The organism is Mycolicibacterium neoaurum ATCC 25795 (assembly GCF_000691525.1).
Classification (GTDB): Bacteria; Actinomycetota; Actinomycetes; order Mycobacteriales; family Mycobacteriaceae; genus Mycobacterium; species Mycobacterium neoaurum.
Genome location: NZ_JMDW01000023.1, coordinates 38,095 through 62,721 on the forward strand (window position 1 = coordinate 38,095; position 24,627 = coordinate 62,721).

Consider the following 24,627-nt stretch of genomic DNA (forward strand, 5'->3'; position numbering starts at 1 on the left):
CGCGTAGCGACCGGCGTCACATAAGGTTGACAGATGTCGAAGCTGAGCCCGCTGTCAAAGATCCAGGAATCGGTAGGCAAGTACATCGATCGGGGCGCCGCGGAGCTGCACTATGCCCGCAAAATGTTCCAGGCGGGTGCGCTCAAGCTGGAGCCCCCGCGCGATATCGCCGCCTTCGTCAACGATATGAAGCAGTGGGGCGAGATCGGGATGATCCCCGCCCTCAATGCTCGTCGGTACCCGAACCGCAACGCCGTGATCGACGACTTCGGGACCATGACGTTCAAGGAGCTCGACGACGCGGTCAACGCCGTCGCCAATGCCTTGCTGGCCCGCGGTATCGGTGGTGGGGACGGGGTCGGCATCCTTGCCCGAAACCATCGGTGGTTCCTGGTGGCGGTGTATGCCACCGCCAAGATCGGTGCCCGCATAATCCTGCTCAACAGCGAGTTCTCCGGCCCGCAGATCAAAGAGGTGTCCGAGCGCGAGGGCAGCCGGATCATCATCTACGACGATGAATACACCGCCGCGGTCTCACAGGCCGCGCCTGAGCTCGGCAAGCTGCGCGCGTTGGGCGTGAACCCCGATAAGGACGAACCGTCGGGCAGCACCGACGAGACGCTCGAAGACATCGTCACCAAGAACGGTTCCGCGCCGCCGCCTGCGGCCACCAAGAAATCGTCGATCATCATCCTGACCAGCGGCACGACCGGTACCCCCAAGGGCGCGAATCGCAGTGCCCCGCCCTCGTTGGCGCCGATCGGCGGCGTGCTGTCCTCGGTGCCGTTCAAGTCGAACGAGGTCACCTCATTGCCGGCGCCGATGTTCCACGCGCTGGGTTTTTTGCACTCGACGATTGCCATGATGCTGGGTACGACGCTGGTGCTGCGTCGTCGATTCAAGCCCGCGACCGTGCTCGCCGATATCGAGAAGCACAAGGTCACCGCGATCGTCGTCGTCCCGGTGATGTTGTCCCGCATGCTCGATGAGCTCGAGAAGACCTCACCCAAACCGAATCTGTCCTCGTTGCGCATCGTGTTCGTCTCGGGTTCGCAGCTCGGCGCCGAGTTGGCGACCAGGGCGATGAAGGACCTCGGCCCGGTCATCTACAACCTCTACGGATCCACAGAGGTTGCATTCGCGACCATCGCCGGGCCGCAGCACCTTTCGAAGAATCCGTCGACCGTCGGCCCGGTGGTGAAGGGTATGAAGGTCCGGATCCTCGATGACAACGGCAACGACGTTCCCAAGGGTGAGGTGGGGCGCATCTTCGTCGGCAACTTCTTCCCGTTCCAGGGGTACACCGGTGGTGGCGGCAAGCAGATCATCGACGGCCTGCTGTCCTCCGGTGATGTCGGCTACTTCGACGACGATGATCTGCTCTACGTCAGCGGGCGTGACGACGAGATGATCGTCTCCGGTGGAGAGAACGTGTTCCCGGCCGAGATCGAGGATCTGGTCAGCGGCCACCCCGAGGTGGTCGAGGCGACCGCACTCGGCGTGGAGGACAAGGAGTGGGGCCACCGGCTGCGCTGCTTCGTCGTACGAGTCGAGGGCTCTTCGATCGACGAGGACACCATCAAGGCGTATGTGCGCGACAACCTCGCGCGCTACAAGGTGCCACGTGAGGTTGTCTTCATCGAGGAGTTGCCGCGCAATCCCACCGGCAAGATTCTCAAGCGCGAACTGCGCGAGATGGAGATCGACTGACCTCACCTTCCCGGCGAGCGTGCGTGTCTGCGCCCCGACACACCGCGTGTCGCTGCGAGTCGACGCACGCTCCCGGGCAGGAATACCTCGGGGCGCGTGGTGGTAATACCTTGTCGTGAACATCGACCTCTCCGGTAAAACCGCACTCGTCACCGGTTCCACCCAGGGGATCGGCCGGGCCATCGCGCACGGACTGGCCGGCGCCGGGGCGCGCGTCATCGTCAACGGCCGTGCCCAGGCCCGTGTCGACGAGGCCGTTGCCGCCGTCGGCGGTGATGCGGTCGGCTTCGCCGGTGACGTGGCCGACGCCGACGGGGCCGCCGCGCTGGTGGCGGAGTTCCCCGATGTGGACGTATTGGTCAACAACCTCGGCATCTTCGAGGCGGTTCCGGCCCGCGAGGTGACCGACGAGCAGTGGCGCACCTACTTCGACGTCAACGTGCTCGCGGCGGTCCGGCTGATCCGCGCCTACCTACCGAACATGATCGAAAAGGGTTGGGGCCGAGCGCTTCAGATCGCCAGCGACTCGGCCGTCGTCACACCGGCGGAGATGATCCACTATGGCGTGTCCAAGACGGCCCTGCTCGCGGTGACCCGTGGTTTCGCCAAGGACGCGGCGGGTACCGGTGTCACGGTGAACTCCGTGATCGCCGGGCCGACCCACACCGCTGGTGTGGAGGACTTCGTCTATCAACTGGTGGACAAGGAGCTGCCCTGGGAGCAGGCGCAGCGCGAGTTCATGCGGCTGCACCGGCCGCAATCGTTGATCCAGCGGCTCATCGAGCCTGAGGAGATCGCCAACATGGTGGTGTATCTGTCCTCGCCGCTGGCCTCGGCGACCACCGGCGGTGCGCTGCGCGTCGACGGCGGCTACGTCGACGCCATCCTGCCCTGACGGACCAGACGCGTGTACCCCTGAAACGGCGTTGTTTCAGGGGTACACGCGCCTGCTCGCGCAGGAAAGGTGACCGTTACGGGTCGCGGGGCAGGCCCAGCAGACGTTCGGCGATGATGTTGAGCTGCACCTCGGTGGTACCGCCGTAGATCGTGGTCGCCCGGCTGAACAGCAGCCGCTCCGACCACTTGCCCGGCGCATGCTCCTTGTCGCCGAGCGCGCCGTCGGTGCCGAACGACGAGACGCCGAACTCGGCGTAGCCCTGACCGGTCTTCATCGACAGCAGCTTGGAGATCGCGGCCGCGGGCATCGGATCGCCACCGGCCAGCGTCAGCAGCGTCGAGCGCAGATTGAGCACCTTGGCGGCGTACCCCTCGGCGATCAACTTGCCCGCGTGGTTCTGCTCGATCTGATCGAACTGGCCGTCGCGGACGAACTCCACGAACTGGTCCAGGCTGGCCAGGAACGGCGGCTCGGCACTACCGATGGAGACACGCTCATTGGTCAACGTGTTGCGGCTGACCTCCCAGCCACGGTCCACCTCACCGAGCACCATCGAATCCGGCACGAAGACGTCGTCGATGAAGACGGTGTTGAACATCGCGTCCCCGGTCAGCTCGCGCAGCGGCTTCACCTCGACACCAGGTGACTTCATGTCGATCAGGAAGTACGTGATGCCATTGTGTTTCGGAGCATCCGGGTTGGTCCTCGCCAGCAGTGCGCCCCATTGTGAGAACTGCGCTCCGGTGGTCCAGATCTTCTGGCCGGTGATGCGCCAGCCGCCGTCGACCTTGGTGGCCTTGGTGGTCAGGCTGGCCAGATCCGATCCGGCGCCGGGCTCGGAAAACAGCTGGCACCAGATCATCTCACCGCGGAAGGTCGGCGGGAGGAACTGCTGCTGCTGTTCGTCGGTCCCGTAGGCGACGATCGACGGGATGATCCAGGCCGCGATTCCCATCTGCGGGCGGGCCACCCGACCGGTCGAGAACTCCTGGGCGATGATGATCTGCTCGATCGGCTGGGCATCGCGGCCCCACGGCTTGGGCAGATGCGGTTGCACCCAGCCGCCCTCGGCGATCGCGGTGTTGCGCTCTTCGCGCGGGATCTCCTTGAGCGCGGCCACCTCTGCGCGGATCTCCTCGCGCAGCTTCTCGGTGTCGGGATCCAGATCGATGTCCAGCTTGCGCAGACCGCCGCCGGTGGCGGTGTCCACGACCTGCTGCGGGTAGTCGGCGGCCCGCCCGAAACTGGCGGCCAGCACCAGTGCGCGGCGGTAGTAGACGTTGGTGTCGTGCTCCCAGGTGAACCCGATTCCTCCGTGGACCTGGATGCATTCCTGGGTGGTGTGCTGCACGGCTACCGGAGCAAGTGTTCCGGCGACGGCGGCGGCGAACTCGTACTTGGAATCCTCGTTACCGCTGTGGAATTCGTCGATGGCGCGGGCGGCATCCCAGACCGCGGCGGTGGCCCGCTCGGTCTCGGCGATCATGCCCGCGCACTTGTGCTTGATGGCCTGGAACTGCCCGATCGGGCGGCCGAACTGCTCGCGGATCTTGGCGTACTCGGTGGCCGTGTCGGTCGCCCAACGCGCCACGCCGACGCACTCGGCCGACAGTAGGGTCGCGATCAGCGCCCGAGCATGTGCGCGGGTCAGGTTCGACAGGACCCGGTCGCCGGCAACCTCGACGGCGTTGACCCGGACGTGGGCCACCGGACGCAACGGGTCGAGACTCTTGACCTCTTCGATCTCCAGCGCGGCGGCGTCCAGGACGACCCACTCCTCGCTGCTGTCGATCGAGACGGGCAACACCAGCAGGGAGGCCTGGGCGGCGGCCGGGACGGCCCGCACCTCGCCGCGGATGACCAACTGCTCACCCTGGCGGGTGGCGGTCAGGCCGGAGTCGATCGCGTAGGCGGCGATGGTGTCACCGGTAGCCAGGCCGTTCAGCAGCGCGGACTCGCCGTCGTGGGCGGCGATGAGCGCACTGGCGATCGCGGACGGGACGAACGGGCCGGGGACCGCTCCGTATCCGAACTCGGCGAGGGTGATCGCCAGTTCGAGGATGCCGAAGCCCTGACCGTCGACCTTCTCGGACAGGTGAACGCCCTGCAGCCCCTGCTCGGCGGCGGCCTTCCAGTACGGCGGCGGGTTGGAGATCGGCGTCTCCAGCGCTTCGTGCAGGACGTCGGACGGGGCGACCTTGGCCACCAGTGACCGGACCGAATCGGCCAGGTCGTTGTGTTCAGAGTTGATCGCGATGGGCACGCTTAACCTCCATGGGGGCAACTTCCCTATTAACCGGTCGGTTGGTAACCGAGGGTACCCGCGGGGTGACGGTTGTCACCGCCCGCCCCTAGTTCACCTGGTTCACCACGTTAGCGAGGGGCTGGCCGTCCCGGATCCGTCGGCAGTTGTCGAGGGCAAGCTCCAGGTAGCGACGCATGGTGTCGGCGGTGTACCAGGTGACATGCGGGGTCAGCACCACGTTGTCGAGATTGAGCAGCGGGTTATCGGCTTCGACGGGTTCGACCGAGAACACATCGAGACCCGCGGCGGCCAAGCGTCCGGCGCGCAGTGCCTCGGCGAGCGCCAGTTCGTCCACGATCGGCCCACGCGCGGTGTTGATCAGCACCGCCGCGGGCTTCATCAATGCCAGGGCTTGCCGATCCAGCAGGTGATGGGTGGCCTCGGTGAGTGGCAGGTGCAGCGAGACGATGTCGCTGTCGGCCAGCAATTCGGGCAGCGGGCGCCAGCCAGGGTGCCCGTCGTCGCGGGTGCTGGTGTGCAGCACCCTGTCCGCGGGTGTGCCCATCGCGACGACCACGCGCTCGACCTGCTTGGCGATGTTCCCGTAGCCGACCAGTCCAACGGTGCAGCTGCCGACGTCGCGGACCGTCTCGCCGAGACTCGGATCCGATGGCCAGCCCGTTCCGGCACGGGTGGCGCGGTCGAGCAAGGGTAGGCGGCGCAGCGCCGCGAGCATCAGCAGCAGCGTGCCCTCGGCCACCGACGGCGCATTGGCGCCGGGCATGTTGGCCACCGCGATACCCCGGGCAGTCGCTGTCGGCACGTCGATCGTGTTCACCCCGGCGCCGAGCTTGTGCACCAGTCTGCAGCTGCCGGCCAGCTCCAGGTCTGCGCCCGACAGTGGGCGCAGCACGTGCCAGATCACCTCCGCGTCAGGGAGCTCGCGATAGAAGGTCTCGTCGTCATCCTCGGCGCACCACCGGATGTCCAGCCAATCATGTTCCGGCGCAACCATATCCAGAACACGCTGACCGGGTGTGAAGTGTGCGAGGACTCTCAACGCCACCGTGTCGCTATCCACCTGGAAATGGTATCGGCCTGTTCACTGCGCGCACCCGGCGTGGTGAAGTAGTGGTCGGTGTCGATCGAGACCATCCCCTTGTCGGTCGAGCTCAGCGCGTCATGAATTCGCTGCGCGTCGGACGGGAAGACGCCGGTGTCCTGGTGGGCATTGATCACCAGTGCCGGGCAATCGATCAGCGCCAGGTGGGGTTCGGCCCGGGTTTGTGCATGCCGCAGGCTCCACATGCCGATCCAGTTACGCAGCGTGCAGGCCGCGGCGATCCCACGTGCGGATCGGTTGGCCTTCACCGGTGGTCCGGCGTAACAGAGATTGGGCCGCCGGTTGGTCGGTTCCAGTGTCGGGTCCACCATGCGTGGATCGGCCCAGGTACGCAGGACGGTGAACGGCCGGTCCGAGTAGCCGGCTTTCTGCACGCGCTTCAGCTCGGATTCCACCCAGTCCGTGATCGCCTCGTTACGGGCCACTTGCGCTGCGCGGTATCGGGTCACGAAGTCCGGTGGGTAGGGCGGACCGTTGCGCTCGTCGAACAGGTCGAGCTCGGGATTGGCGGCGACCGCATCGGTTTCGTCGATGACCGAGGCGTCCATCCACGAAGTCAGTACTTCGGGACGGCCGGGGTGCGCCGCGCTGGCGACGTACCCGTCTGCTGCTGGCAAATCGGCCAGACCGGCGGCCGGACGCATGCCGTCCAACGGGGTGACATGCTGGTGCCGCGCCTGCGCCTGGTACGCCGCCATCAACGACCCGCCACCGGAATTGCCCAGCAGCACCACGGTTTCGATGTTCTGGACCTCGCGCAACCAGCGAACGCCGACGCCGATGTCGACCAGTGCGTGATCGAGTAGGAAGCTGCTCTCGAAACCGCGGAAGCGAGTGTTCCACCCCAGGAACCCGATACCGCGCGTGGCCAGGTAATCGGCGAGGTAATGCTCGGAGAAGTCGATCTGATAGTGCGTGGCGATGACCGCGATCTTCGGTTTGCGGCCGACCCCACGGTGATACAAACCCTGGCACGGGTGCCCGCCTGCACCTGCCCGCCGAGCCGTGGGGGAGTCCATCGCGACGAACTCTCGGATCACCCCCGGTGTCGCGCCCTTGGTTGTCATGGCCGGGGAGTCCCCTCGTGGTAGATGGTCCGGTGGAAGATGGCGGCCAGGGTCGCGATGCACTTGTCATCATCAACGGTCTGCGCACCCGAACCCGACAGCTGGGTGTAGCAGAACTGGTTGAGCATGGACACCAGCGCCACCGCGATCAGATGGGCGTCGTCACCGGCGCAGAATCCGCGCTGCTGTGCCTTTTCGACCATGGCGGTGATCAACGTGATGGGTAGTTCACAGATTTCGGACCAGTACTGTGCGAAATCCTCACTGACCATCGCGAGCTGAGATACGGCGATGATCTCGGCGAGACGGTGCCGGTAGGTGTGCCAGTGTGCTGCCGCGGCGGCATGGGCGCGGGCGGCATCGTCCAGACCGGGTTCGGCCGCCGCGCGAGCCCGCTCGCGCGCCTCGTCGCGGAAGCGGACGGCCCACTCTCGGACCATCGCCTCCTTGGAGTCGTAGTAGTTGTAGAACGACGCCGTCGAGCGCCCGGCCTCCGCGGTGATATCGGCGATGGTGGTTGCCAGAATCCCCTTGCGTGCCACGACAGTTCGTGCGGCAGCGTCGATGGCTGCCTGCGTCTGGCGGCCACGCACCGTGGGCAGCTCGACCCGAGCGGTCACGTTCCCACCTTCCCGGTTCGTTGATCAGATCTGAATCTGATGTTAGATTCAGATCTGGATCTGCGCCAGACCTGGAGGTCGTGATGATCAAGCCGGACAATCCGAATTCCGAGTTCACCCTGGGTGGTATCAACCATGTCGCTCTTGTCTGTTCGGACATGCAGCGCACCGTGGACTTCTACTCCGGTGTCCTGGGCATGCCGTTGATCAAATCGCTGGACCTGCCCGGCGGGATGGGGCAGCACTTCTTCTTCGACGCCGGCAACGGTGACTGTGTGGCGTTCTTCTGGTTCACCGATGCCCCCGACGGTGTCCCGGGCGTGTCCGCACCCATCGCGCTCCCGGGGCTCGGCGAGATCACCAGCGCCGTGTCCACCATGAACCACCTGGCCTTCCACGTGCCCGCGGAGAAATTCGACGAGTACCGGGAGAAGCTCAAGGCCAAAGGGGTTCGGGTCGGACCGGTGCTCAATCACGACGACAGTGAGTGGCAGGCCTCCAAAACCCTGCACCCGGGTGTCTACGTCCGGTCGTTCTATTTTCAGGATCCCGACGGCATCACCCTGGAGTTCGCCTGTTGGATCAAGGAGTTCACCGATGCCGATGCGACGACGGTGCCGAAGACCGCAGCGGACCGCCGACCGCGAGCGGTCGTATAGAACACCGCCGCGAGCGGTCGTATAGAACCGGTCTAACCCTGGCGCGGATCGGGGAAGCTGTTCAACATCCCGGTGAGCAGATCGATCAGTTCGGCGCGCGTGAGGTCGATGGCCCCGCTGAGCCAACCGCTGATCGTCTGGCTGACGCCGCCGACGACGAAATGCGCTATCGCGTCGACCTGCGCGGTCCCGGCTTTGGGGAGTACTTCCCCGGCATGCTGGGCGGCCAGCACGGCGAAGAATCCGCCAAGCTCGGCGCGTTTGCGGATGAGCATCGCGTTGGAGGACGAGGCATCGAAGAGCAGTCTGCCGACGCGGGCATCCGCCCCGATGGTCTCGACCAGATTGCTGATACCTGCCCGGTTCTGTTCGCTCGGTGGCGCGGCCGCCACCGCCGCCTGTGTGGTCGCCGCGATGGCGCCGATGACCGAGTCGAACACCGCCGCGACGAACTGATCCTTGTCGGTGAAGGCCTCGTAGAAGTGCCGGGTGGTGACTCCGGCCCGGCTGCAGATGGCGCGGACGGTCAGTTCCTCGTCTTCACCGCCGAGCAGGTCCAGGCCGGCGTCGAGGAATCGTTGCCTGCGTTCGGCCAACCGCTGCGGTGCCGCGATACCGCGGTACGGCCGAACCTGGGGCATGGACCCATATTGACACCCGTCGAAACTGCGCGGCAAGATGGGCGGCACTATCAGGAAACGTTCGTTCTCACTTTTGGGGGCAATCAATGGCGATCGTCGAACGAGGCGTCGGCGACACCTCCCGCCAGCCGTCTGTGCCGCACAAGCGAGGCCGCGGGGCTTCGGTCGGCGACGGGTTGATGGGCGTGGCCCTGCTGGCCGGTCCGGCCAACGTGATCATGCAACTCGGGCGCCCCGGCGTCGCGTACGGCGTGATGGAGAGCAAGGTGGAGAGCGGGCGCATCGATCGCCATCCGATCAAGCGGGCGCGCACCACCTTCACCTATCTGGCGGTGGCCGGCCGCGGCACCGAAGACCAGAAAGCGGCGTTCCGCCGGGCCGTCAACAAGGCGCATGCCCAGGTGCACTCGACCGAGGGCAGTCCCGTCGAGTACAACGCCTTCGACAAGGATTTGCAGTTGTGGGTGGCCGCCTGTTTGTACAAGGGATCGGTCGACGTGCGGCGGATCTTCGTCGGTGAGGTCGATGAGGAAACGGCCGACCAGCACTACCGCGACGGCATGGCGTTGGGCACCACGCTGCAGGTGACCCCCGAGATGTGGCCCGCCGACAGGGCGGCATTCGACGCCTATTGGGAAGAGCAGCTCGAGCAGATCCACATCGACGACGCCGCGCGGGAGTTCCTGTATCCCATTGCGGTCGCCCGGTTGCGCGGTCTGCGGTTGCCCGGCCCGCTGCAGCGGCATGCCGAGAACTTGGCAGGCCTGATCACCACAGGATTCCTACCGCAGCGGTTTCGTGACGAGATGCGGTTGCCGTGGGACCCGCAGCGACAGCGCCGGTTCGATCAACTGATGGGCGTGCTGCGGTTCGTCAACAACATCGCGCCGGGTCCCGTTCGGCAGTTCCCGTTCAACGTGCTGCTCAAGGACCTCGACTGGCGCATCCGGACGGGCCGACCGCTCGTCTGAAATTTCCCCGCGCTTCCCGCGGGTCTCGTCAGAGTTTGCTGATCGGCTGATCTCGCGAGTACATCCGCTGTGCGGCTTCGCTGGCACGTCGCACGCTTGGTGATGTTCCACACCGTTGGCGCCCGTGTCAGATATCTCGACAGTTAGTTTATGCAATGCTAACTTCTGCGGAGTTAGCCTAGGCATACTTAAGGAGATAGCAGGGGGCGTGCAGCCACTCTGTGACCACTACATGGACACCGTCAGTAACTCGCTTGCCCCGGCCACCGGGGGAGCGCGCGTGGATCGCGACGTGGTGAGCAGGTTCGCAACGTGCTGCCGGTCGCTCGGGCTGTCGGTCAACGATCGCCGACGACCGGCAGATCTTGTCGCGGCGCGTGCGGGTTTCACGGAGCTGACGCGTATCGCACGCGACCAGTGCGACGCCTGGATCGGCTTGGCTGCCGCCGGAGCGGGCGTCGGGACGGACGCTGACCGCGTCATCACCGCAATCTGGCGCACTCTGGGCACCTTCGGTGTGCTGAGCCGCGAGGTCGATCTGGGATCGGGCGACCTCGCCTTCGTCTATGACACCGGGCTCTACCTCCGGTTCCGCGCCACCGACCGCGACGACATCACGCTCGCCCATGCCGCCACGCTGGCAGAGGCCGGTGATCTTGCTGCCGCGGACCTACTCGTCGAGGAACTGATCAACAGGCGTCCAACCTGGCTACAGGCGCGTTGGGTGCGGGTCGCCCTCTACCACCGCAGCAGGCGCTGGTCGGATGTGGTGCGCGTGCTGACCCCCGTGGTGAACAACCCGGACCTCGACGAGCACTATGCCCACGCCGCCCGGGTGACCCTCGGCATCGCGCTTGCCCACCTCGGCATGTACGCGCCTGCGCTGTCGCATCTGGAGAATCCCGCCGGTCCTGTGCCGGTGGCCACGGTCGACGGCGGCCTGGTCAAAGGGTTGTGTCTGCGCGCCGAGGGTGAGGACGACGAGTCCGAGGATGTGCTCGCCGAGCTGTATGCGGCCAATCCCGAGCACAGCGGTGTCGAAGAAGCCTTGCTGGACAAGTCTTTCGGACTGAACACCACCACCGCAGCCCGAATCGAGGCCCGCGCCAACCCGTGGGATCCCGAGACCGAACCGGGTGAGGCCGACTTCGTCGACCCGGGCGCCAAGGAACGCAAGGCGCATCTGCTCGTCGAGGCCGAGACCGAACTCGCCGATTTCATCGGTCTGGAAGAGGTCAAGTATCAGGTGGCCCGGCTGAAAAGCTCGGTGGCCATGTCGATCCGCCGCCAGGAGCGCGGGCTGGCCGTCGCCCAACGCGCCAACCACCTGGTATTCGCCGGCCCCCCGGGTACCGGCAAGACCACCATTGCGCGGGTGGTCGCCAAGATCTATTGCGGACTAGGGCTTTTGAAGAAGGAAACCGTGCGCGAGGTGCACCGGGCCGACCTCATCGGTCAGCACATCGGCGAGACCGAGGCGAAGACCAACGCCATCATCGACAGCGCGCTCGACGGTGTGCTGTTCCTCGACGAGGCCTACGCGTTGGTGTCCACCGGTGCCAAGAACGATTTCGGCCTGGTCGCCATCGACACGCTGCTGGCCCGGATGGAGAACGACCGTGATCGACTGGTCGTGATCGTCGCCGGCTATCGTGCCGATCTCGACCGCTTCCTGGACACCAACGAGGGTTTGCGGTCACGCTTCACCCGCAGCATCGACTTCCCGTCCTATAACGCAACCGAACTCGTCGAGATGGCAACCCGGATGGCCGAGAAGCGCGACAGCGTCTTCGAGCCTGCGGCCCACGACGAGATGGAGGCGCTGTTCGCCCACCTCGCCGCCAGCTCCACTCCGGACGCCACCGGCACCGCCCGGCGCAGCCTGGACATCGCCGGTAACGGCCGATTCGTCCGAAACCTTGTCGAGCGCTCCGAAGAGGAACGCGAGTACCGATTGGATCACTCCGATTCCGACGACTTCACCGATGAAGAACTGATGGCCATCACTGCCGAAGACGTCAGTCGATCCGCCGGACCGCTGCTGCGTGGCCTGGGCCTCGCCTTGCCGCAGGCCGCCGGATGAGCGAGCAAGAGCGTCGCGAATTCGCTTCTCGCACACCGGTCAACGAGAATCCCGACCGTGTCGCGTACCGCCGCGGTTTCGTCACCCGTCACCAGGTGTCCGGGTGGCGATTCATGATGCGCCGCATCGCCTCTGGTGTGGCACTGCACGACACCCGGATGCTGGTGGACCCGTTGCGCACGCAGAACCGCGCGGTGCTCGTCGGCGCGCTGGTCTCGGTCACCGTCGTCGCAGGCTGCTTCGTCTTCTCCCTGATCCGGCCGGGTGGGGACGCCGGCAGCGCGACGATCTTGGCAGATCGGGAGACCTCGGCGCTCTACGTGCGTATCGGCGACGTCGTACATCCCGCGTTGAATCTGACCTCCGCACGGTTGATCGCCGGGCAGGCCGACAACCCGACGACCGTCAAGAGCAGTGAGATCGACCGGTTTGCCCGAGGTAACCTCATCGGCATCCCCGGTGCCCCGGAGCGCATGGTGCAGAACACCTCTCGCGATGCGAACTGGACGGTCTGCGATTCGGTGTCCGACAACGGGGCCGGTGTCACCCTGATCGCCGGCGTTCCCGACGAACAGGGCGAGCGGGCCGCGGAGTTGCAGACCGGCCGTGCGGTACTGGTGCGCAACGTCGGCGCCGTGAACGCGGGAACCTGGCTGCTGTGGAACGGCAAGCGCAGTCTCATCGACCTCGGCAACCGCGCCGTGACCGCTGCTCTCGGTCTCGGTACGGCCATCCCGGAGCCACGCAACATCGCCCCCGGCTTGTTCAATGCGATCCCGGAATCGGGACCTCTGGTCGCGCCTGCGCTGCCCGGTGCCGGAGCGCCGCCGCAGTTCGACCTACCGGTCCCTGCTCCGGTCGGAGCGGTGATCGCGGCGTTCGACTCCGACAACACCCTGCGGCACTACGTCGTGCAGATCGACGGACTGCAGCCCGTATCGCCTGTGCTGGCCTCCATCATGCGCAACACCGATTCATATGGCCTGCAGCAGCCACCGCGACTCGGCGCAGACGAGATCGCCAGACTGCCGGTGGCCGGCGGAATCGACACCGCCGCCTACCCGTCCGACGAACTGACACTGGTCGATGCCGGACCGGCCCCCGTCACCTGTGCCTATTGGTCCAAGCCCGCCGATGCGACCGCAGGCAGGCTGAGTCTTCTGTCCGGAGCCGCATTGCCGTTACCGCAGGGACTCCAGACCGTGGACCTGGTCGGTTCGGGAAGTGCGGCAACGGCCGAGCGGGTCGCCCTCAGGCCGGGCAGTGGATACTTCGTCCAGTCCGTCGGGTCCGATGCCGGTGCCCCGCCGGCCGGTTCGGCCTTCTGGGTCAGCGACACCGGTGTCCGCTACGGGGTGGACACCACCACCGACGCCAAGGCCGTCGAGGCCCTGGGCTTGAACCCGCCCCCGCTGGCCATCCCGTGGTCGGTGCTCACCCAGTTCGCGCCGGGGCCCACCTTGTCGCGGGCCGACGCGCTGGTCGCACACGATGCCGTCGGAGCCATCGCCTCGGATGGAGAAAACCGATGAGTCGCTTGATCTTCGAGGCGCGCCGCCGACTGCCGATTCCGGAGGTCCGCAAGGGTGCCATCACCATCGAGGCACCGCCGTCACTACCGCGACTGGTGCCGCCATCGCTGTTGCGTCGGGTGTTGCCCTATCTCATCGTCATCCTGATCGTCGGCATGATCGTGGCGCTCTTCGCCACCGGTATGCGGATGATCTCACCGACCATGCTGTTCTTCCCGTTCGTACTGCTGCTGGCGGCGAGCGCGCTGTACCGCGGTTCGGACAACAAACTGCGGACCGAGGAGGTTGACGCCGAGCGCGCGGACTACCTGCGCTATCTGTCGGTGGTGCGGGACAATGTCCGTGCCCAGGCCGCCGCGCAGCGAGCCGCGCTGGAATGGTCGCATCCCGAACCGAATTCGTTGTCCGCGATACCAGGAACCCGTCGTCAATGGGAGCGTGACCCGCACGACCCCGACTTCCTGGTGGTGCGTGCCGGTGTCGCCGATGTGCCGTTGAGTACCCCACTGCGGGTCAAGGACACCGCCGACGAGATCGACCTGGAACCGGTGGCGCACACCACCCTGCGCGGGCTGCTCGACGTACATCGGACGGTGCGCAACGCTCCGGTCGGCATCGACCTGGCCAACGTATCCCGCATCACGGTCTTGGGAACGTCGGACGAGGTGCGCGATGCGATGCGCGCCTGGGTCGCGCAGGCGGTCACCTGGCATGATCCGACGGTGCTGGGTGTCGCGCTGGCGACCCCTGACCTCGAGGCCGCCGACTGGTCCTGGCTGAAATGGCTGCCGCACACCGATGTTCCCGGCCGTGTCGACGGAGTCGGACCCGCCCGCTACCTCGCGCCCAGCGCTGATGCACTGCGGGCACTGCTCGCCCCCACGCTCGATGAGCGTGATGCGTTCGGTGGCAACGCGCTTGAGGCGGGAAGGCATCTCCTGGTGCTCATCGACGACGCCGATGCTGACGTTGATGCGGTGTTCGGTCGGACCGGTATCGCGGGTGTGACCGTGATCGTCCGGTCGGACACCGAGCCCCATCGCGAGCAGTATTCGGACCCGGAGCGCCCCATCCTGAAGGTGGTCGGTGGCCGCCTCGAGCGTTGGCAGACCGGTGGCTGGGGGCCCTATATCGATATCGCGGATGGCTTTTCGGCTGGACAGGCGTCCCATCTGGCCCGTCGGCTGGCGCGCTGGGACACCAACCCTGATCAGTCGCGGACCGCTGCCACCGGGTCATCGACCTTCACCACGCTCTTCGGTATCGACGATGCCTCGGCACTTGATGTGGCAAGTCTGTGGGCACCGCGGCATCGTGACGAGGAACTGCGCGTACCCATCGGCGTGACGGCCACCGGCGAACCCCTGATCTTCGACCTCAAGGACGAGGCCGAGGGCGGAATGGGACCGCACGGGCTGATGATCGGCATGACCGGGTCCGGTAAATCCCAGACCCTGATGTCGATACTGTTGTCACTTCTGACCACCCATTCGGCAGACCGGTTGATCGTCATCTACGCCGACTTCAAGGGTGAGGCGGGAGCCGATATCTTCCGCGACTTCCCCCAGGTCGTTGCCGTCATCTCCAATATGGCCGAAAAGCGTTCGCTGGCCGACCGTTTCGCGGATACCCTGCGCGGCGAGGTGGCCCGCCGAGAGCAGTTGCTCAAGGACGCCGGCCGCCGGGTCCAGAACAGTGCTTTCAATTCGGTCACCGAGTACGAGGGTGCGATCGCGGCCGGACACGATCTTCCGCCCATCCCGACGCTCTTCGTGGTGGCAGACGAGTTCACCCTGATGCTCGCCGATCATCCCGAGTACGCCGAACTCTTCGATTATGTGGCGCGCAAGGGGCGTTCCTTCCGCATCCATATCCTCTTCGCGTCGCAGACCCTGGACGTCGGTCGGATCAAGGACATCGACAAGAACACCTCCTACCGAATCGGTCTGAAGGTCGCGAGCCCGTCGATCAGCCGACAGATCATCGGATCCGAGGACGCATACCGGATCGAATCCGGCCGCGAACACAAGGGCGAGGGTTTTCTGGTGCCCGCACCAGGGGCCAACCCCATCAAGTTCCGCAGCACCTATGTCGACGGAATCTACGATCCACCACGCAGTAGTCACGCAGTGGTGGTGCACTCGGTGCCCGAACCTCAGTTGTTCACGGCGGGCTGGGTGGAACCGGCGCCCGATACCGTCATCGTCGACGCCGCGGTCGACGATGTCCCGCCGCCGCGCAAATTGATCGCAACGATCGGCGACCAGTTGGCCAATTACGGTCCCAAGGCGCCGCAGCTGTGGTTGCCGCCCTTGGAAGAGGCCATTCCGCTGGCCGATGTGCTGGCCCGCGCCGAGATCGCCGAAGGGCTATGGCGGTGGCCGCTGGGTGAGATCGACAAGCCGTTCGAGATGCGCCGCGATCTGTTGGTCTTCGACGCGGCGGGTTCGGCAGGCAATCTGCTGATCCACGGTGGCCCGCGGTCGGGTAAATCGACTGCATTGCAGACGTTCATGTTGTCGGCGGCAGCTCTGCACGCACCCGGTGACATCAGTTTCTACTGTCTGGATTATGGCGGCGGCCAACTGGCCCCGATGGCCGATCTGGCACATGTCGGTGCCGTCGCGACGGCATTGCAGCCCGAGTTGATCCGGCGCACCTTCGCCGAGCTGGAGCAGCTGCTGCGGGCACGTCAGGAACGCGGCGCCGCGACCGGCACCGCGGGCCGGTACAGCGACGGCTACGGCGAAGTGTTCCTGGTGATCGACAATCTGTATGCGTTCAGCAGGGACAACACCGATACGTTCAACACCCGCAACCCGTTGCTGGCGCGCGTGACCGAACTGGCCAACGCAGGCCTTGCCTACGGCATCCACGTCGTGATCACCACGCCGAACTGGCTGGAGGTTCCGCTGGCCATGCGTGACGGGCTGGGGATGCGGCTGGAGCTCAAGCTCAGCGACGCACATGACAGCAATGTCCGGGTCGCGGGTGCCTTGCGCCGGCCGGCGGAGAGTGTGCCGGCCGATCAGCCCGGTCGCGGCCTCACCATGGCCGCCGAACACTTCTTGTTCGCCGCACCGGAACTGGGCGGTATTGCGGCGCTCAACGCGCGGTACAACGGGCTACGTGCCCCGACGGTCCGGCTACTGCCGACACAGCTGACCCCGTCGGCGCTGGGCGCGGTGTATGTCGGCCCCGAACAGGTCGTCATCGGTCAACGCGAAGAAGATCTGCGCCCCGTCGCGATCGACTTCGCCCGGCATCCACTGATGATGGTGTTCGGCGACTCCCGCTCGGGCAAGACGACACTGCTACGCCACATCATCCGGACCATCCGCGAGAATTCCACCGAACAGGACGTCGCGTTCACGGTCATCGACCGCCGGCTGCACCTGGTTGAGGAGCCGTTGTTCCCGGACAACGAGTACACCCCGAATATCGACCGCGTCACCCCGGCCATGCTCGGCCTGTCCGCACTGATCGAAAAGCGCCGCCCACCGGCCGGATTGAGCGCACCGGAGCTACGCAACTGGTCCTATCGCACCAACGGCGGCGGGCAGATCCACTACTTGATCATCGACGATGTCGACCAGATACCAGATGGTCCTGCGGTCAGCGGTCCCTACGCCGGACAGCGACCCTGGAGCCCGCTGTTGGGCCTGCTGGCAGAGGCGGGTGATCTGGGGTTGCGCGTCATCGTCACCGCCAGGGCGAGCGGTTCCGCGCACGCGGTGATGACGGCACCTCTCTTGCGCAGGCTCAACGACCTGCAGGCGACCACCGTCATGCTGTCCGGTAGTCCCGCCGACGGAGGCAAGCTCCGCGGTGTGCGTTTCAGCAAGCTACCGGCCGGGCGGGCGATGCTGCTCGGTGACAGCGAGGTGGCAACTCATGTGCAACTTGTGAATCCGCTGGTACCCGAGGAGATCGCACCGGCCGGATCGAACGGAAAGGAATACAGCTGATGACACTGCGTGTGGTTCCCGAAGGACTTACGGCCGCCGGTTCGGCGGTGGAATCGCTGACCGCGCGACTGGCGGCCGCCCACACTGCGGCCGCTCCACTGGTCAACGCGGTGATCCCGCCTGCCGCAGACCCGGTGTCGTTGCAGACTGCAGCCGGCTTGAGCGCACACGGCAGTGCGCACAGCACTGTCGCCTCGCTGGCCCTCGAAGAGCTGGGCCGTGCCGGCATGGGTGTTACGCAGTCCGCCGCGAGCTATGCCTGTGGTGACGCACAGGCGGCGGCAAGCTACCTGATAGCCCGCGGCGGCTGACATGACCGCTCCCATCTGGATGGCCCTGCCACCCGAGGTGCACTCGGCGCTGCTCAGCAGCGGCCCGGGCCCCGGGTCGCTGCTGGCTGCCGCGGGAGCCTGGCAGTCGCTGAGCACCGAATACGCGGCAGCAGCTGCCGAACTGACCACGACCCTCGGCGCGGTGGCCGCCGGGGCCTGGGAAGGGCCGAGTTCGGAACAGTACATCGCGGCCCACCAGCCTTACCTCGCGTGGCTGGCGCGAGCCAGCGTCACCAGCGCCGTGGCCGGCGCGCAGCACCAGACCGCCGCGGCCGCCTACACCACTGCGCTGGCCACCATGCCGACGCTGGCCGAACTGGCCGCCAACCACGCCATGCGGGGCGTGCTGATCGCCACGAACTTCTTCGGTATCAACACGATTCCGATCGCCGTCAACGAAGCCGACTACGCACGGATGTGGATCCAGGCTGCCACCGTGATGAGCACCTATCAGGCGGTCTCCGCGGCGACGGTGGCCGCCACGCCGACATTGGAACCCGCGCCGCCGCTACTGGCCCCGGGTATCGGCGAGGCGGGTGCGTTCACCGCGAGCGCAGCCCAACTGTCGGCCCAAGCGGATGCGGTCAATTCGGCTTCGGCACTGAACAATTCGAATATCATCGTCCAGTTCCTGGAGCAGTACATCAAATCGCTGCCCGGTGGCGACCTGATCCTGGAGTTCTTCTCCGACCCGGTCGGCATCCTGCGCCAGATGTTCGTCGACTTCCTCACCAACCCGTCGGCGGCGCTGGTCACCTGGGGGCCGATGCTGTTCGCGCTGGTCTATCAGGCCATCTTCCAGCCGGTCGGCTGGGGCACCTGGATCGGGGTGGCGTTGGCGCCGTTCCTGCTGCCGCTGCTGTCCCTCGGCCTGGTCGCGCTGGCCTTCCTGGCATTGATCCCCAAATTCACCGACCTGCCACCATTGGTACTCAGTGATCCGGCCGCGCCTGGACCGCAACGAGAATCGGCGCTGCCGCTGGCGAGCATCGCCCCGGCAGGCACACCCGCGGGCGCGGCGCCCGCACCGGCCACCCCGGCCGCCGCACCGGCTGCCGCGCCGGCGGCGGCTCCCGCGGCAGCCGCTCCCGCGTTGGCCTACGCCGTCTACGGCGGGCACCCCGGCGGTGGCTTCAGTCCTACGGTCCGGGACGGCACCCAGGCAAAGGCGCCAGCGTCAGGGTCCTCAGCAGCCGTGGCCTCGGCCGCCGCGCTGTCGGCCGCCGAGCGTCGAAAGCGGCGGCGAAAAAAGGGTGGGGAGATCAAGGACCGCGCGTACGCCGACGAGTTCATGGACTACGAGGCCACCGAGGAGGACCCGCGACCGCCGCACTCCCGGCCCGAACCGACAGTCCGGGCTTCCGAGCGTGGAGCCGGCCCGATGGGCTTCACCGGCGCGGTCAGCGTCGAGCGGCCCACCGCCGCAGGCCTCGCGGAACTGGCCGAGGATTCCTTCGGCGGTGCGCCGACCAACCCGATGCTGCCGGGTTCCTGGAGTCCTGATGAGCCACCCACATCGGAAGGGGGAAGACCGCACTGAGAACTCGGCGGGTGAACCCCGAATGCCGCTCCATCTGATCCCGAATACTGCTGTCCGAAAGGAACATTCATGAGCATGCTTGACGCACATATCCCGCAGCTGGTCGCCTCCGAGTCGGCGTTCGCCGCCAAGGCGGCCCTGATGCGTAGCACCATCACCCAGGCCGAGGGCGCAGCCCAGGCTTCCCAGGCCTTCCACATGGGTGAGTCGGCGGCGGCATTCCAGGCCGCACATGCCCGGTTCATCGAGGTGTCGGCGCGGGTGAACGCGCTGCTCGACATCGCCCAGGCCAACCTCGCCGACGCGGCAGGCACCTATGTCGCGCAGGACGCGGCCGCCGCCAGCACCTACACCGGCATCTGACAGCGGCCGACAAAGGAGAAATCACATGTCCCAGATCATGTACAACTACCCGGCCATGCTGGGTCTGTCCGCCGAGATGAACGGCTACGCAGGAGCATTGAACACCGTCGGCGCAGACATCGCCGCCGAGCAGGCCGCCCTCGCGGGTGCTTGGCAGGGTGAGACCGGGATGACGTACCAAGCGTGGCAGGCGCAGTGGAACACGAGCCTGGCCGAGTTGGTCCGTGCCTACCAGGCGATGGCCAGTACGCATGAGACGAACACCATCGCGATGAATGCGCGGGACCGGGCAGAGGGCGCCAAATGGGGATAGATGGCAGCTAATGCGGTCGAGCTGACTGTCGAGCAAGCCTGGTACATCGCGGATACGACGGGTTGTGGGTCGTTTCCGTGGGCGCTGGCAATCACGCCGCCCTACAGCGAACCGTCTGCCGCGGAAGAGTTCGCGACCGATCGGAACGCCGAGCTGACCGAGCTGGGTGTGATGTCCGGCAGCGGGGTCGTCAATCCTGCTGTCGCAGGGTGGATAAGGCAGACCTGCCAGGCCCGGCAGTGGCTGGAGATGCGCGTCGTTGCCCCGCACGGTGACATGCTTCGCGGCCTCGTGGGCAGGTCCGGGGATGCCACGGTGGTGGCATTGCGCAGCGGCGGCTTGGTGACGTTCACCGCCATGGACATCCACGCCGCTCGTGATCTGGTGCCGGTCCTGGTTTCCGGACTCACTGGTCGGTCACCGGCACAGTTCGACGACTTCACCGTGCCGGTCCGGGCCGGCGCCCGCGCCGACGAGAAGCTGAGAGCCGGCGCCGATCTGACCGAGATCCTCGCTTATTTGGGGATCTCGTCCTCGGCTCGTCCTGTCGTCGAGTCGGTGTTCACCGGACGGCGTAGCTATGTCGAGATCGTGGCCGGGGAGCACCGCGACGGCCACCGGGTCAGCACCGAAGTCGGTGTCAGTGTGATCGACTGCCCGGCCGGTCGCATCCTGGCCAGTCCGGAAAGGGCCTTCGACGGAGAGTGGGTGTCCACCTTCACGCCGGGAACAGACACCGCCATCGCCGCGGCGATCGACAGCCTCATCGCCTCCCTGCCTGGCGGCCCGTGGTTCGCCCCAGCCACGCATAACCGAGATTTCGACCAGAGAACGGAAAACCGATGCCCGACAACACTGTGATGCCGATCGTGCGGGTGGCTGTGCTGGCAGCCACGGGCGGTGATGCGGCGGGGCGCCTGACCGAGCTGGCACTGCCGGCCGGCCTGCCGCTGCGCGAGATCATCCCGGCAGTTCAACGCACAGTGCTGCCCACCGACGACACGGTAGACATTGCGCCGGCTCAACTGAGCCTGGCGCCCATCGGGGGCGCGCCGTTCAGCTTGGACGCCACGTTGGACACAGTGGGTGTCGTCGATGGCGACCTACTCGCACTGCAGGAGATCCCGGCCGGACCGTCCGCGCCGCGCATCGTCGAGGACATCGCCGACGCGGCCGTGATCTTCTCCGCCGCGCGCGAATTGCCCTGGGGCCATGAGCATATCCAGCGTGCCGCCGCAGGCGCAGTCATCGCGTTGATCCTGCTCGGCGCGGCACTGGCAACTTCTGTGCGGCTGATCACCGGTCACTCCGCCGGATTGTTCGCCGTCGCCGGCCTTGCGGCCGCGACGGTGGTCGCTTCGTTCGCCGCGCGGGTGCGGCACCCGAAGCTGGGCACCGCGCTGGCGTTGACCGCGCTGGTTCCGGTCGCCGCGGCATTCGGTCTGGCCGTGCCTGGTGAAGTCGGTGCGTCCCAGGTCCTGTTGGCCGCTGCCGGTGTCGCCGCTTGGTCGGTGATCAGCATCGTGGTGTTCGAACGCGGGATCGCAGCCTTCACCGCGGCGACCGTCCTTGGCGTTGGCGTGATGATCTTTGCCGCACTGGCAACCATCTGGGATATGACCGATGTGCGGATCGGCACCGGGCTGATCGTCTTCGCCCTGCTGGTCACCGTGCAGGCCGCCCGCCTGTCAGCGTTGTGGGCCCGGCTGCCGGTGCCGGTCATCCCCGCTCCGGGTGACCCGACTCCGTCGGCTCAACCGCTGCGCGTGCTGGAGGACCTCCCGCGGCGCGTCCGGGTGACCGACGCGCATCAGACCGGCTTTCTGGCCGCCGGCGTGCTGCTCTCGGTGATGGGCTCGCTGATCCTGGTCGGTGGTCAGTCGTCCGTATCGCCGTGGGCGTGGGTGTTGGTGGTCGTCGCGACATTGGGTACCACGGTGCGCGCCAGGGTGTGGGACTCCGCGTCGTGCAAGGCGTGGTTGTTGAGCCAATCATTCCTGCTCCCTGCAGGTCTGTTGGTGGTGTTCGCCTCGACAGATCGGTATACCGCGGCGTGGTGGGCGTTGGGCGCACTGATCGTGGTGGCGGGCTGCTGGCTCGTTGCCGCGCTGAATCCGCGGGTGGCAACACCGGAGACCTATTCATTGCCCGCTCGCCGGTTGTTCGGTTTCGCCGCCGCGGCCCTGGATGCCTCGGTGATCCCGGTGGCCGCATATCTGCTGGGGCTGTTCGAGTGGGTGCTGAACCGATGACTCGGGATTTCGGCGCGTTGACGTTCGGTGAGCGAACGTCAGCGCGCCGAAATCGCCGGGGGAGAGGCGCGACGTTCGCCGCTGCGGTCATGGTCGCCCTGGTGGCCAGCCCGGGGGCCGGCGCTGTCACGCCCCCGGAGGTTGACGCCGCCGTGACGCCCCCACCGGGTACTGCGGGCCCGCTACGCACCATGACCCAGCGCAGCGCGTGCTCGGTGACCGGCGTGATACCCGGTACCGATCCCGCGGCGGTGAGCCCCAACCAGCTGTCGCTGGACCTCGACGACGCATGGCGCTACAGCCGCGGTGCGGGTCAGACCGTCGCCGTGATCGACACCGGTGTGCAGCCCGGGCCTCGGTTGACCAATGTCGAGGCCGGTGGCGATTTCGTCGGTGCCACAGACGGACTGACCGACTGCGACGGACACGGCACCATGGTCGCCGGGCTGATAGCAGGCCAACCGGGTGATGACGGCTTCTCGGGGGTTGCTCCGGGTGCACGGCTGCTGTCCATCCGGCAGACATCCGGCAAGTACGCCCCGAACCAGCCCGGTGAGGATCCGATGATCGCCGAGGCGAGTAACGACATCGCGACGCTGGCGCGCGCGGTGGTGCGTGCGGCCGATCTGGGCGCCCAGGTCATCAACATCTCCTCGGTGGCCTGTGTGCCCGCGACCACCACCATCGACCAACGCGAGCTCGGTGCCGCATTGCGTTACGCCGCAGTGGAAAAGGATGTCGTCATCATCGCCGCCGCCGGTAACACCGGAGGGGGGATCGCCGGCGGGACGGCATGTGCAGCCAACCCGCTGACCGACCCGAACCGTCCCGACGACCCGCGCAACTGGGCAGGCGTCACCTCGATCTCGACGCCGTCGTGGTGGCAGCCCTATGTGTTGTCCGTCGGTGCGCTCGGCTCGGCGGGGGAGCCCGCATCGTTCAGCATGTCCGGTCCGTGGGTGGGTCTTGCCGCGCCGGGGGAGAACATCACCTCGGTCAGCAACAGCACCGAGGGTGGACTGGCCAACGGCCAGCCCAACGAGAAAGGCGAGCTGGCTCCGGTTGCGGGCACCAGCTATGCCGCAGCGTACGTTTCCGGTGTGGCAGCCTTGGTGCGCAGCAGGTTTCCCGAACTTTCGGCGACCCAGGTGGTGCGCCGATTGACCGTGACCGCCCGCGGCGCCGATCGCTCACCGTCATCACTGGTGGGCGCGGGCACCATAGACCCGGTTGCCGCCCTGACTTGGGATGTGCCGGGTCCCGCCAGCCCACCGGCAACAACCAAAGATGTTGCGGCTCCGCCCGATCCGGTGATACCGGACCACACCGGACGCAATATCGCCTATATCGGTGCGGGTCTGCTGGCAGTGATCGCCGCCGTGACCGCCGTGACCGCAACTCAACGACGGAAGGATACCGCCGCATGACGGTCCGACTCGCGCTGGCGCTGCTGTTCATCGTGGCCGCAGTGCTGGCCTACCCCTACCGGAGCACCACCGAACAGTGGGTTCTGGGTGTCTCGGTGGTCGTCGTGATCGGACTCTTCGCTTGGTGGCGTGGGGATTTCGCGACGACCAAACTCGCCCGACGGTGGGCGATCTGGCGAGGCAACCGCGGCGGTACGCGCCGGCCGGCCCGTGTGACCACCGCGACCGTGGTGCTGGGCATCGAGGATCCACTGGATGACGAACTACCGGTGGGGCTGATCGCCGGTTATGCCGAGCGCTACGGACTACGGCTGGACAAGGTGCGCATCACCAGCCGGGAGGTCGGCGGGCAGGTCCAGCATTGGATCAGCCTGACTCTGGATGCCGAGCAGAACCTGTCTGCACTACAGGCACGTTCGGCGCAGATCCCCGTCGCCCAGACCACCGAGACCGTGGCCCGCCGGCTGGCCGACCACCTGCGGGAGGGCGGTTGGACGGTCACCGCGGCGCAGCACGCCCCGCGACCGGTGTCAGATTCGGCCAAGGAAACCTGGCGTGCATTGACCGACGAGTCGGGCTTCCTGACCGCCTACCGGATTCCGGTCGATGTGTTGGCCGCCACGTTGGATCAGTTGCGGGCGTATCCCTGCGAGGAACGCTGGACGGCAGTCGAATTCGGCCCTGAATCGGTGACCTCGGTGGCCGCGCTGCGCTCGGCAGCCCGGCCGGCCGGAGCGCCCCCGGTCGCAGGGCTTTCTGTGCTCGGCGGACGTCAACGGTCGACTCTCGACGCACTCGATCCTTTTTCGGGGCACCGATTGCCCGGACACCAGCCCGCCGGAACGCTCGCCGACCAGCTGCGCTGGCCCTCGACAGTGTGACG

The 24,627-nt window shown here is 66.6% G+C and carries 20 protein-coding genes; 15 read left to right on the forward strand and 5 right to left on the reverse strand.

The window, feature by feature from the left end; genetic code table 11:
• The first annotated feature begins 33 nt into the window (after window positions 1-33).
• Complete coding sequence (gene fadD2, locus IC40_RS0124910) at window positions 34-1,710, forward strand: long-chain-fatty-acid--CoA ligase FadD2 (protein WP_030137382.1); 1,677 nt, start codon at window positions 34-36, stop codon at window positions 1,708-1,710.
• Window positions 1,711-1,825: 115 nt separating this feature from the next.
• Window positions 1,826-2,605 (forward strand): SDR family NAD(P)-dependent oxidoreductase, encoded by a 780-nt coding sequence (locus tag IC40_RS0124915; RefSeq protein ID WP_030137383.1) that lies wholly within the window; start codon window positions 1,826-1,828, stop codon window positions 2,603-2,605.
• Window positions 2,606-2,681: 76 nt separating this feature from the next.
• Here the strand turns inward: IC40_RS0124915 and IC40_RS0124920 are convergent, their stop codons facing one another.
• From IC40_RS0124920 to IC40_RS0124935, 4 genes are all read right to left on the reverse strand, one after another.
• Window positions 2,682-4,871 carry an acyl-CoA dehydrogenase family protein gene (locus IC40_RS0124920; RefSeq protein ID WP_030137384.1) on the reverse strand — a complete coding sequence of 730 codons (2,190 nt, stop codon included), beginning with the start codon at window positions 4,869-4,871 and terminating at the stop codon, window positions 2,682-2,684.
• 88 nt (window positions 4,872-4,959) lie between these two features.
• Window positions 4,960-5,868: an NAD(P)-dependent oxidoreductase gene (locus tag IC40_RS0124925; RefSeq protein ID WP_234411576.1), complete on the reverse strand. Its 909-nt coding sequence runs from the start codon at window positions 5,866-5,868 to the stop codon at window positions 4,960-4,962.
• 41 nt (window positions 5,869-5,909) lie between these two features.
• The gene (locus tag IC40_RS0124930) at window positions 5,910-7,043 is read right to left on the reverse strand and encodes an alpha/beta hydrolase (RefSeq protein WP_030137386.1); all 1,134 of its coding nucleotides are present in this window, start codon (window positions 7,041-7,043) and stop codon (window positions 5,910-5,912) included.
• Complete coding sequence (locus IC40_RS0124935) at window positions 7,040-7,663, reverse strand: TetR/AcrR family transcriptional regulator (protein WP_030137387.1); 624 nt, start codon at window positions 7,661-7,663, stop codon at window positions 7,040-7,042. Before IC40_RS0124935 ends, IC40_RS0124930 begins: the two co-directional genes overlap by 4 nt.
• Before the next feature lie 83 nt (window positions 7,664-7,746).
• Between IC40_RS0124935 and IC40_RS0124940 the strand changes: the two genes are divergently transcribed.
• Window positions 7,747-8,322 (forward strand): VOC family protein, encoded by a 576-nt coding sequence (locus IC40_RS0124940; RefSeq protein WP_030137388.1) that lies wholly within the window; start codon window positions 7,747-7,749, stop codon window positions 8,320-8,322.
• A gap of 32 nt (window positions 8,323-8,354) precedes the next feature.
• Here IC40_RS0124940 and IC40_RS0124945 read toward each other — a convergent pair whose 3' ends face one another.
• Window positions 8,355-8,963: a TetR/AcrR family transcriptional regulator gene (locus IC40_RS0124945; protein WP_030137389.1), complete on the reverse strand. Its 609-nt coding sequence runs from the start codon at window positions 8,961-8,963 to the stop codon at window positions 8,355-8,357.
• An 86-nt stretch (window positions 8,964-9,049) separates the two neighbouring features.
• Between IC40_RS0124945 and IC40_RS0124950 the strand changes: the two genes are divergently transcribed.
• From IC40_RS0124950 to eccE, 12 genes are all read left to right on the forward strand, one after another.
• Complete coding sequence (locus tag IC40_RS0124950) at window positions 9,050-9,934, forward strand: oxygenase MpaB family protein (protein ID WP_030137390.1); 885 nt, start codon at window positions 9,050-9,052, stop codon at window positions 9,932-9,934.
• A 232-nt stretch (window positions 9,935-10,166) separates the two neighbouring features.
• Window positions 10,167-12,017 (forward strand): type VII secretion AAA-ATPase EccA, encoded by a 1,851-nt coding sequence (eccA, locus tag IC40_RS0124955; protein WP_030137391.1) that lies wholly within the window; start codon window positions 10,167-10,169, stop codon window positions 12,015-12,017.
• Window positions 12,014-13,549: a type VII secretion protein EccB gene (eccB, locus tag IC40_RS0124960; protein WP_030137392.1), complete on the forward strand. Its 1,536-nt coding sequence runs from the start codon at window positions 12,014-12,016 to the stop codon at window positions 13,547-13,549. Before eccA ends, eccB begins: the two co-directional genes overlap by 4 nt.
• Window positions 13,546-17,517, forward strand: coding sequence for a type VII secretion protein EccC (locus IC40_RS0124965; RefSeq protein WP_030137393.1), 3,972 nt, complete (start codon window positions 13,546-13,548; stop codon window positions 17,515-17,517). Before eccB ends, IC40_RS0124965 begins: the two co-directional genes overlap by 4 nt.
• Window positions 17,517-17,828, forward strand: a complete 312-nt coding sequence (locus IC40_RS0124970; protein WP_030137394.1) for a PE family protein — start codon at window positions 17,517-17,519, stop codon at window positions 17,826-17,828. The genes IC40_RS0124965 and IC40_RS0124970 overlap by 1 nt, the downstream gene beginning before the upstream one ends.
• A gap of 1 nt (window position 17,829) precedes the next feature.
• Complete coding sequence (locus IC40_RS0124975) at window positions 17,830-19,389, forward strand: PPE family protein (RefSeq protein WP_030137395.1); 1,560 nt, start codon at window positions 17,830-17,832, stop codon at window positions 19,387-19,389.
• A gap of 69 nt (window positions 19,390-19,458) precedes the next feature.
• Window positions 19,459-19,752, forward strand: a complete 294-nt coding sequence (locus IC40_RS0124980) for a hypothetical protein (RefSeq protein ID WP_019511451.1) — start codon at window positions 19,459-19,461, stop codon at window positions 19,750-19,752.
• Window positions 19,753-19,777: 25 nt separating this feature from the next.
• Entirely contained in the window at window positions 19,778-20,065 is a 288-nt protein-coding gene (locus IC40_RS0124985; RefSeq protein ID WP_030137396.1) for a WXG100 family type VII secretion target, read from the forward strand.
• Window positions 20,066-20,926, forward strand: a complete 861-nt coding sequence (locus IC40_RS0124990; protein WP_030137397.1) for an ESX secretion-associated protein EspG — start codon at window positions 20,066-20,068, stop codon at window positions 20,924-20,926.
• The gene (eccD, locus tag IC40_RS0124995) at window positions 20,908-22,317 is read left to right on the forward strand and encodes a type VII secretion integral membrane protein EccD (protein ID WP_030137398.1); all 1,410 of its coding nucleotides are present in this window, start codon (window positions 20,908-20,910) and stop codon (window positions 22,315-22,317) included. Before IC40_RS0124990 ends, eccD begins: the two co-directional genes overlap by 19 nt.
• Window positions 22,318-22,406: 89 nt before the next feature.
• Window positions 22,407-23,744, forward strand: a complete 1,338-nt coding sequence (mycP, locus tag IC40_RS0125000) for a type VII secretion-associated serine protease mycosin (protein ID WP_036470816.1) — start codon at window positions 22,407-22,409, stop codon at window positions 23,742-23,744.
• Window positions 23,741-24,625, forward strand: coding sequence for a type VII secretion protein EccE (gene eccE, locus IC40_RS0125005; RefSeq protein ID WP_030137400.1), 885 nt, complete (start codon window positions 23,741-23,743; stop codon window positions 24,623-24,625). Before mycP ends, eccE begins: the two co-directional genes overlap by 4 nt.
• The last annotated feature ends 2 nt before the right edge of the window (window positions 24,626-24,627 follow it).

Bases quoted from the DNA above. Each gene is read 5' to 3' on its own strand.
- eccB (WP_030137392.1), top strand. From the start codon at position 12,014: ATGAGCGAGCAAGAGCGTCGCGAATTCGCTTCTCGCACACCGGTCAAC.
- IC40_RS0124975 (WP_030137395.1), top strand. From the start codon at position 17,830: ATGACCGCTCCCATCTGGATGGCCCTGCCACCCGAGGTGCACTCGGCG.
- IC40_RS0124980 (WP_019511451.1), top strand. From the start codon at position 19,459: ATGAGCATGCTTGACGCACATATCCCGCAGCTGGTCGCCTCCGAGTCG.
- IC40_RS0124985 (WP_030137396.1), top strand. From the start codon at position 19,778: ATGTCCCAGATCATGTACAACTACCCGGCCATGCTGGGTCTGTCCGCC.
- mycP (WP_036470816.1), top strand. From the start codon at position 22,407: ATGGTCGCCCTGGTGGCCAGCCCGGGGGCCGGCGCTGTCACGCCCCCG.
- IC40_RS0124965 (WP_030137393.1), top strand. From the start codon at position 13,546: ATGAGTCGCTTGATCTTCGAGGCGCGCCGCCGACTGCCGATTCCGGAG.
- fadD2 (WP_030137382.1), top strand. From the start codon at position 34: ATGTCGAAGCTGAGCCCGCTGTCAAAGATCCAGGAATCGGTAGGCAAG.
- IC40_RS0124970 (WP_030137394.1), top strand. From the start codon at position 17,517: ATGACACTGCGTGTGGTTCCCGAAGGACTTACGGCCGCCGGTTCGGCG.
- IC40_RS0124930 (WP_030137386.1), bottom strand. From the start codon at position 7,043: ATGACAACCAAGGGCGCGACACCGGGGGTGATCCGAGAGTTCGTCGCG.
- IC40_RS0124925 (WP_234411576.1), bottom strand. From the start codon at position 5,868: ATGGTTGCGCCGGAACATGATTGGCTGGACATCCGGTGGTGCGCCGAG.
- eccA (WP_030137391.1), top strand. From the start codon at position 10,167: ATGGACACCGTCAGTAACTCGCTTGCCCCGGCCACCGGGGGAGCGCGC.
- eccE (WP_030137400.1), top strand. From the start codon at position 23,741: ATGACGGTCCGACTCGCGCTGGCGCTGCTGTTCATCGTGGCCGCAGTG.
- IC40_RS0124945 (WP_030137389.1), bottom strand. From the start codon at position 8,963: ATGCCCCAGGTTCGGCCGTACCGCGGTATCGCGGCACCGCAGCGGTTG.
- eccD (WP_030137398.1), top strand. From the start codon at position 20,908: ATGCCCGACAACACTGTGATGCCGATCGTGCGGGTGGCTGTGCTGGCA.
- IC40_RS0124990 (WP_030137397.1), top strand. From the start codon at position 20,066: ATGGCAGCTAATGCGGTCGAGCTGACTGTCGAGCAAGCCTGGTACATC.
- IC40_RS0124950 (WP_030137390.1), top strand. From the start codon at position 9,050: ATGGCGATCGTCGAACGAGGCGTCGGCGACACCTCCCGCCAGCCGTCT.
- IC40_RS0124940 (WP_030137388.1), top strand. From the start codon at position 7,747: ATGATCAAGCCGGACAATCCGAATTCCGAGTTCACCCTGGGTGGTATC.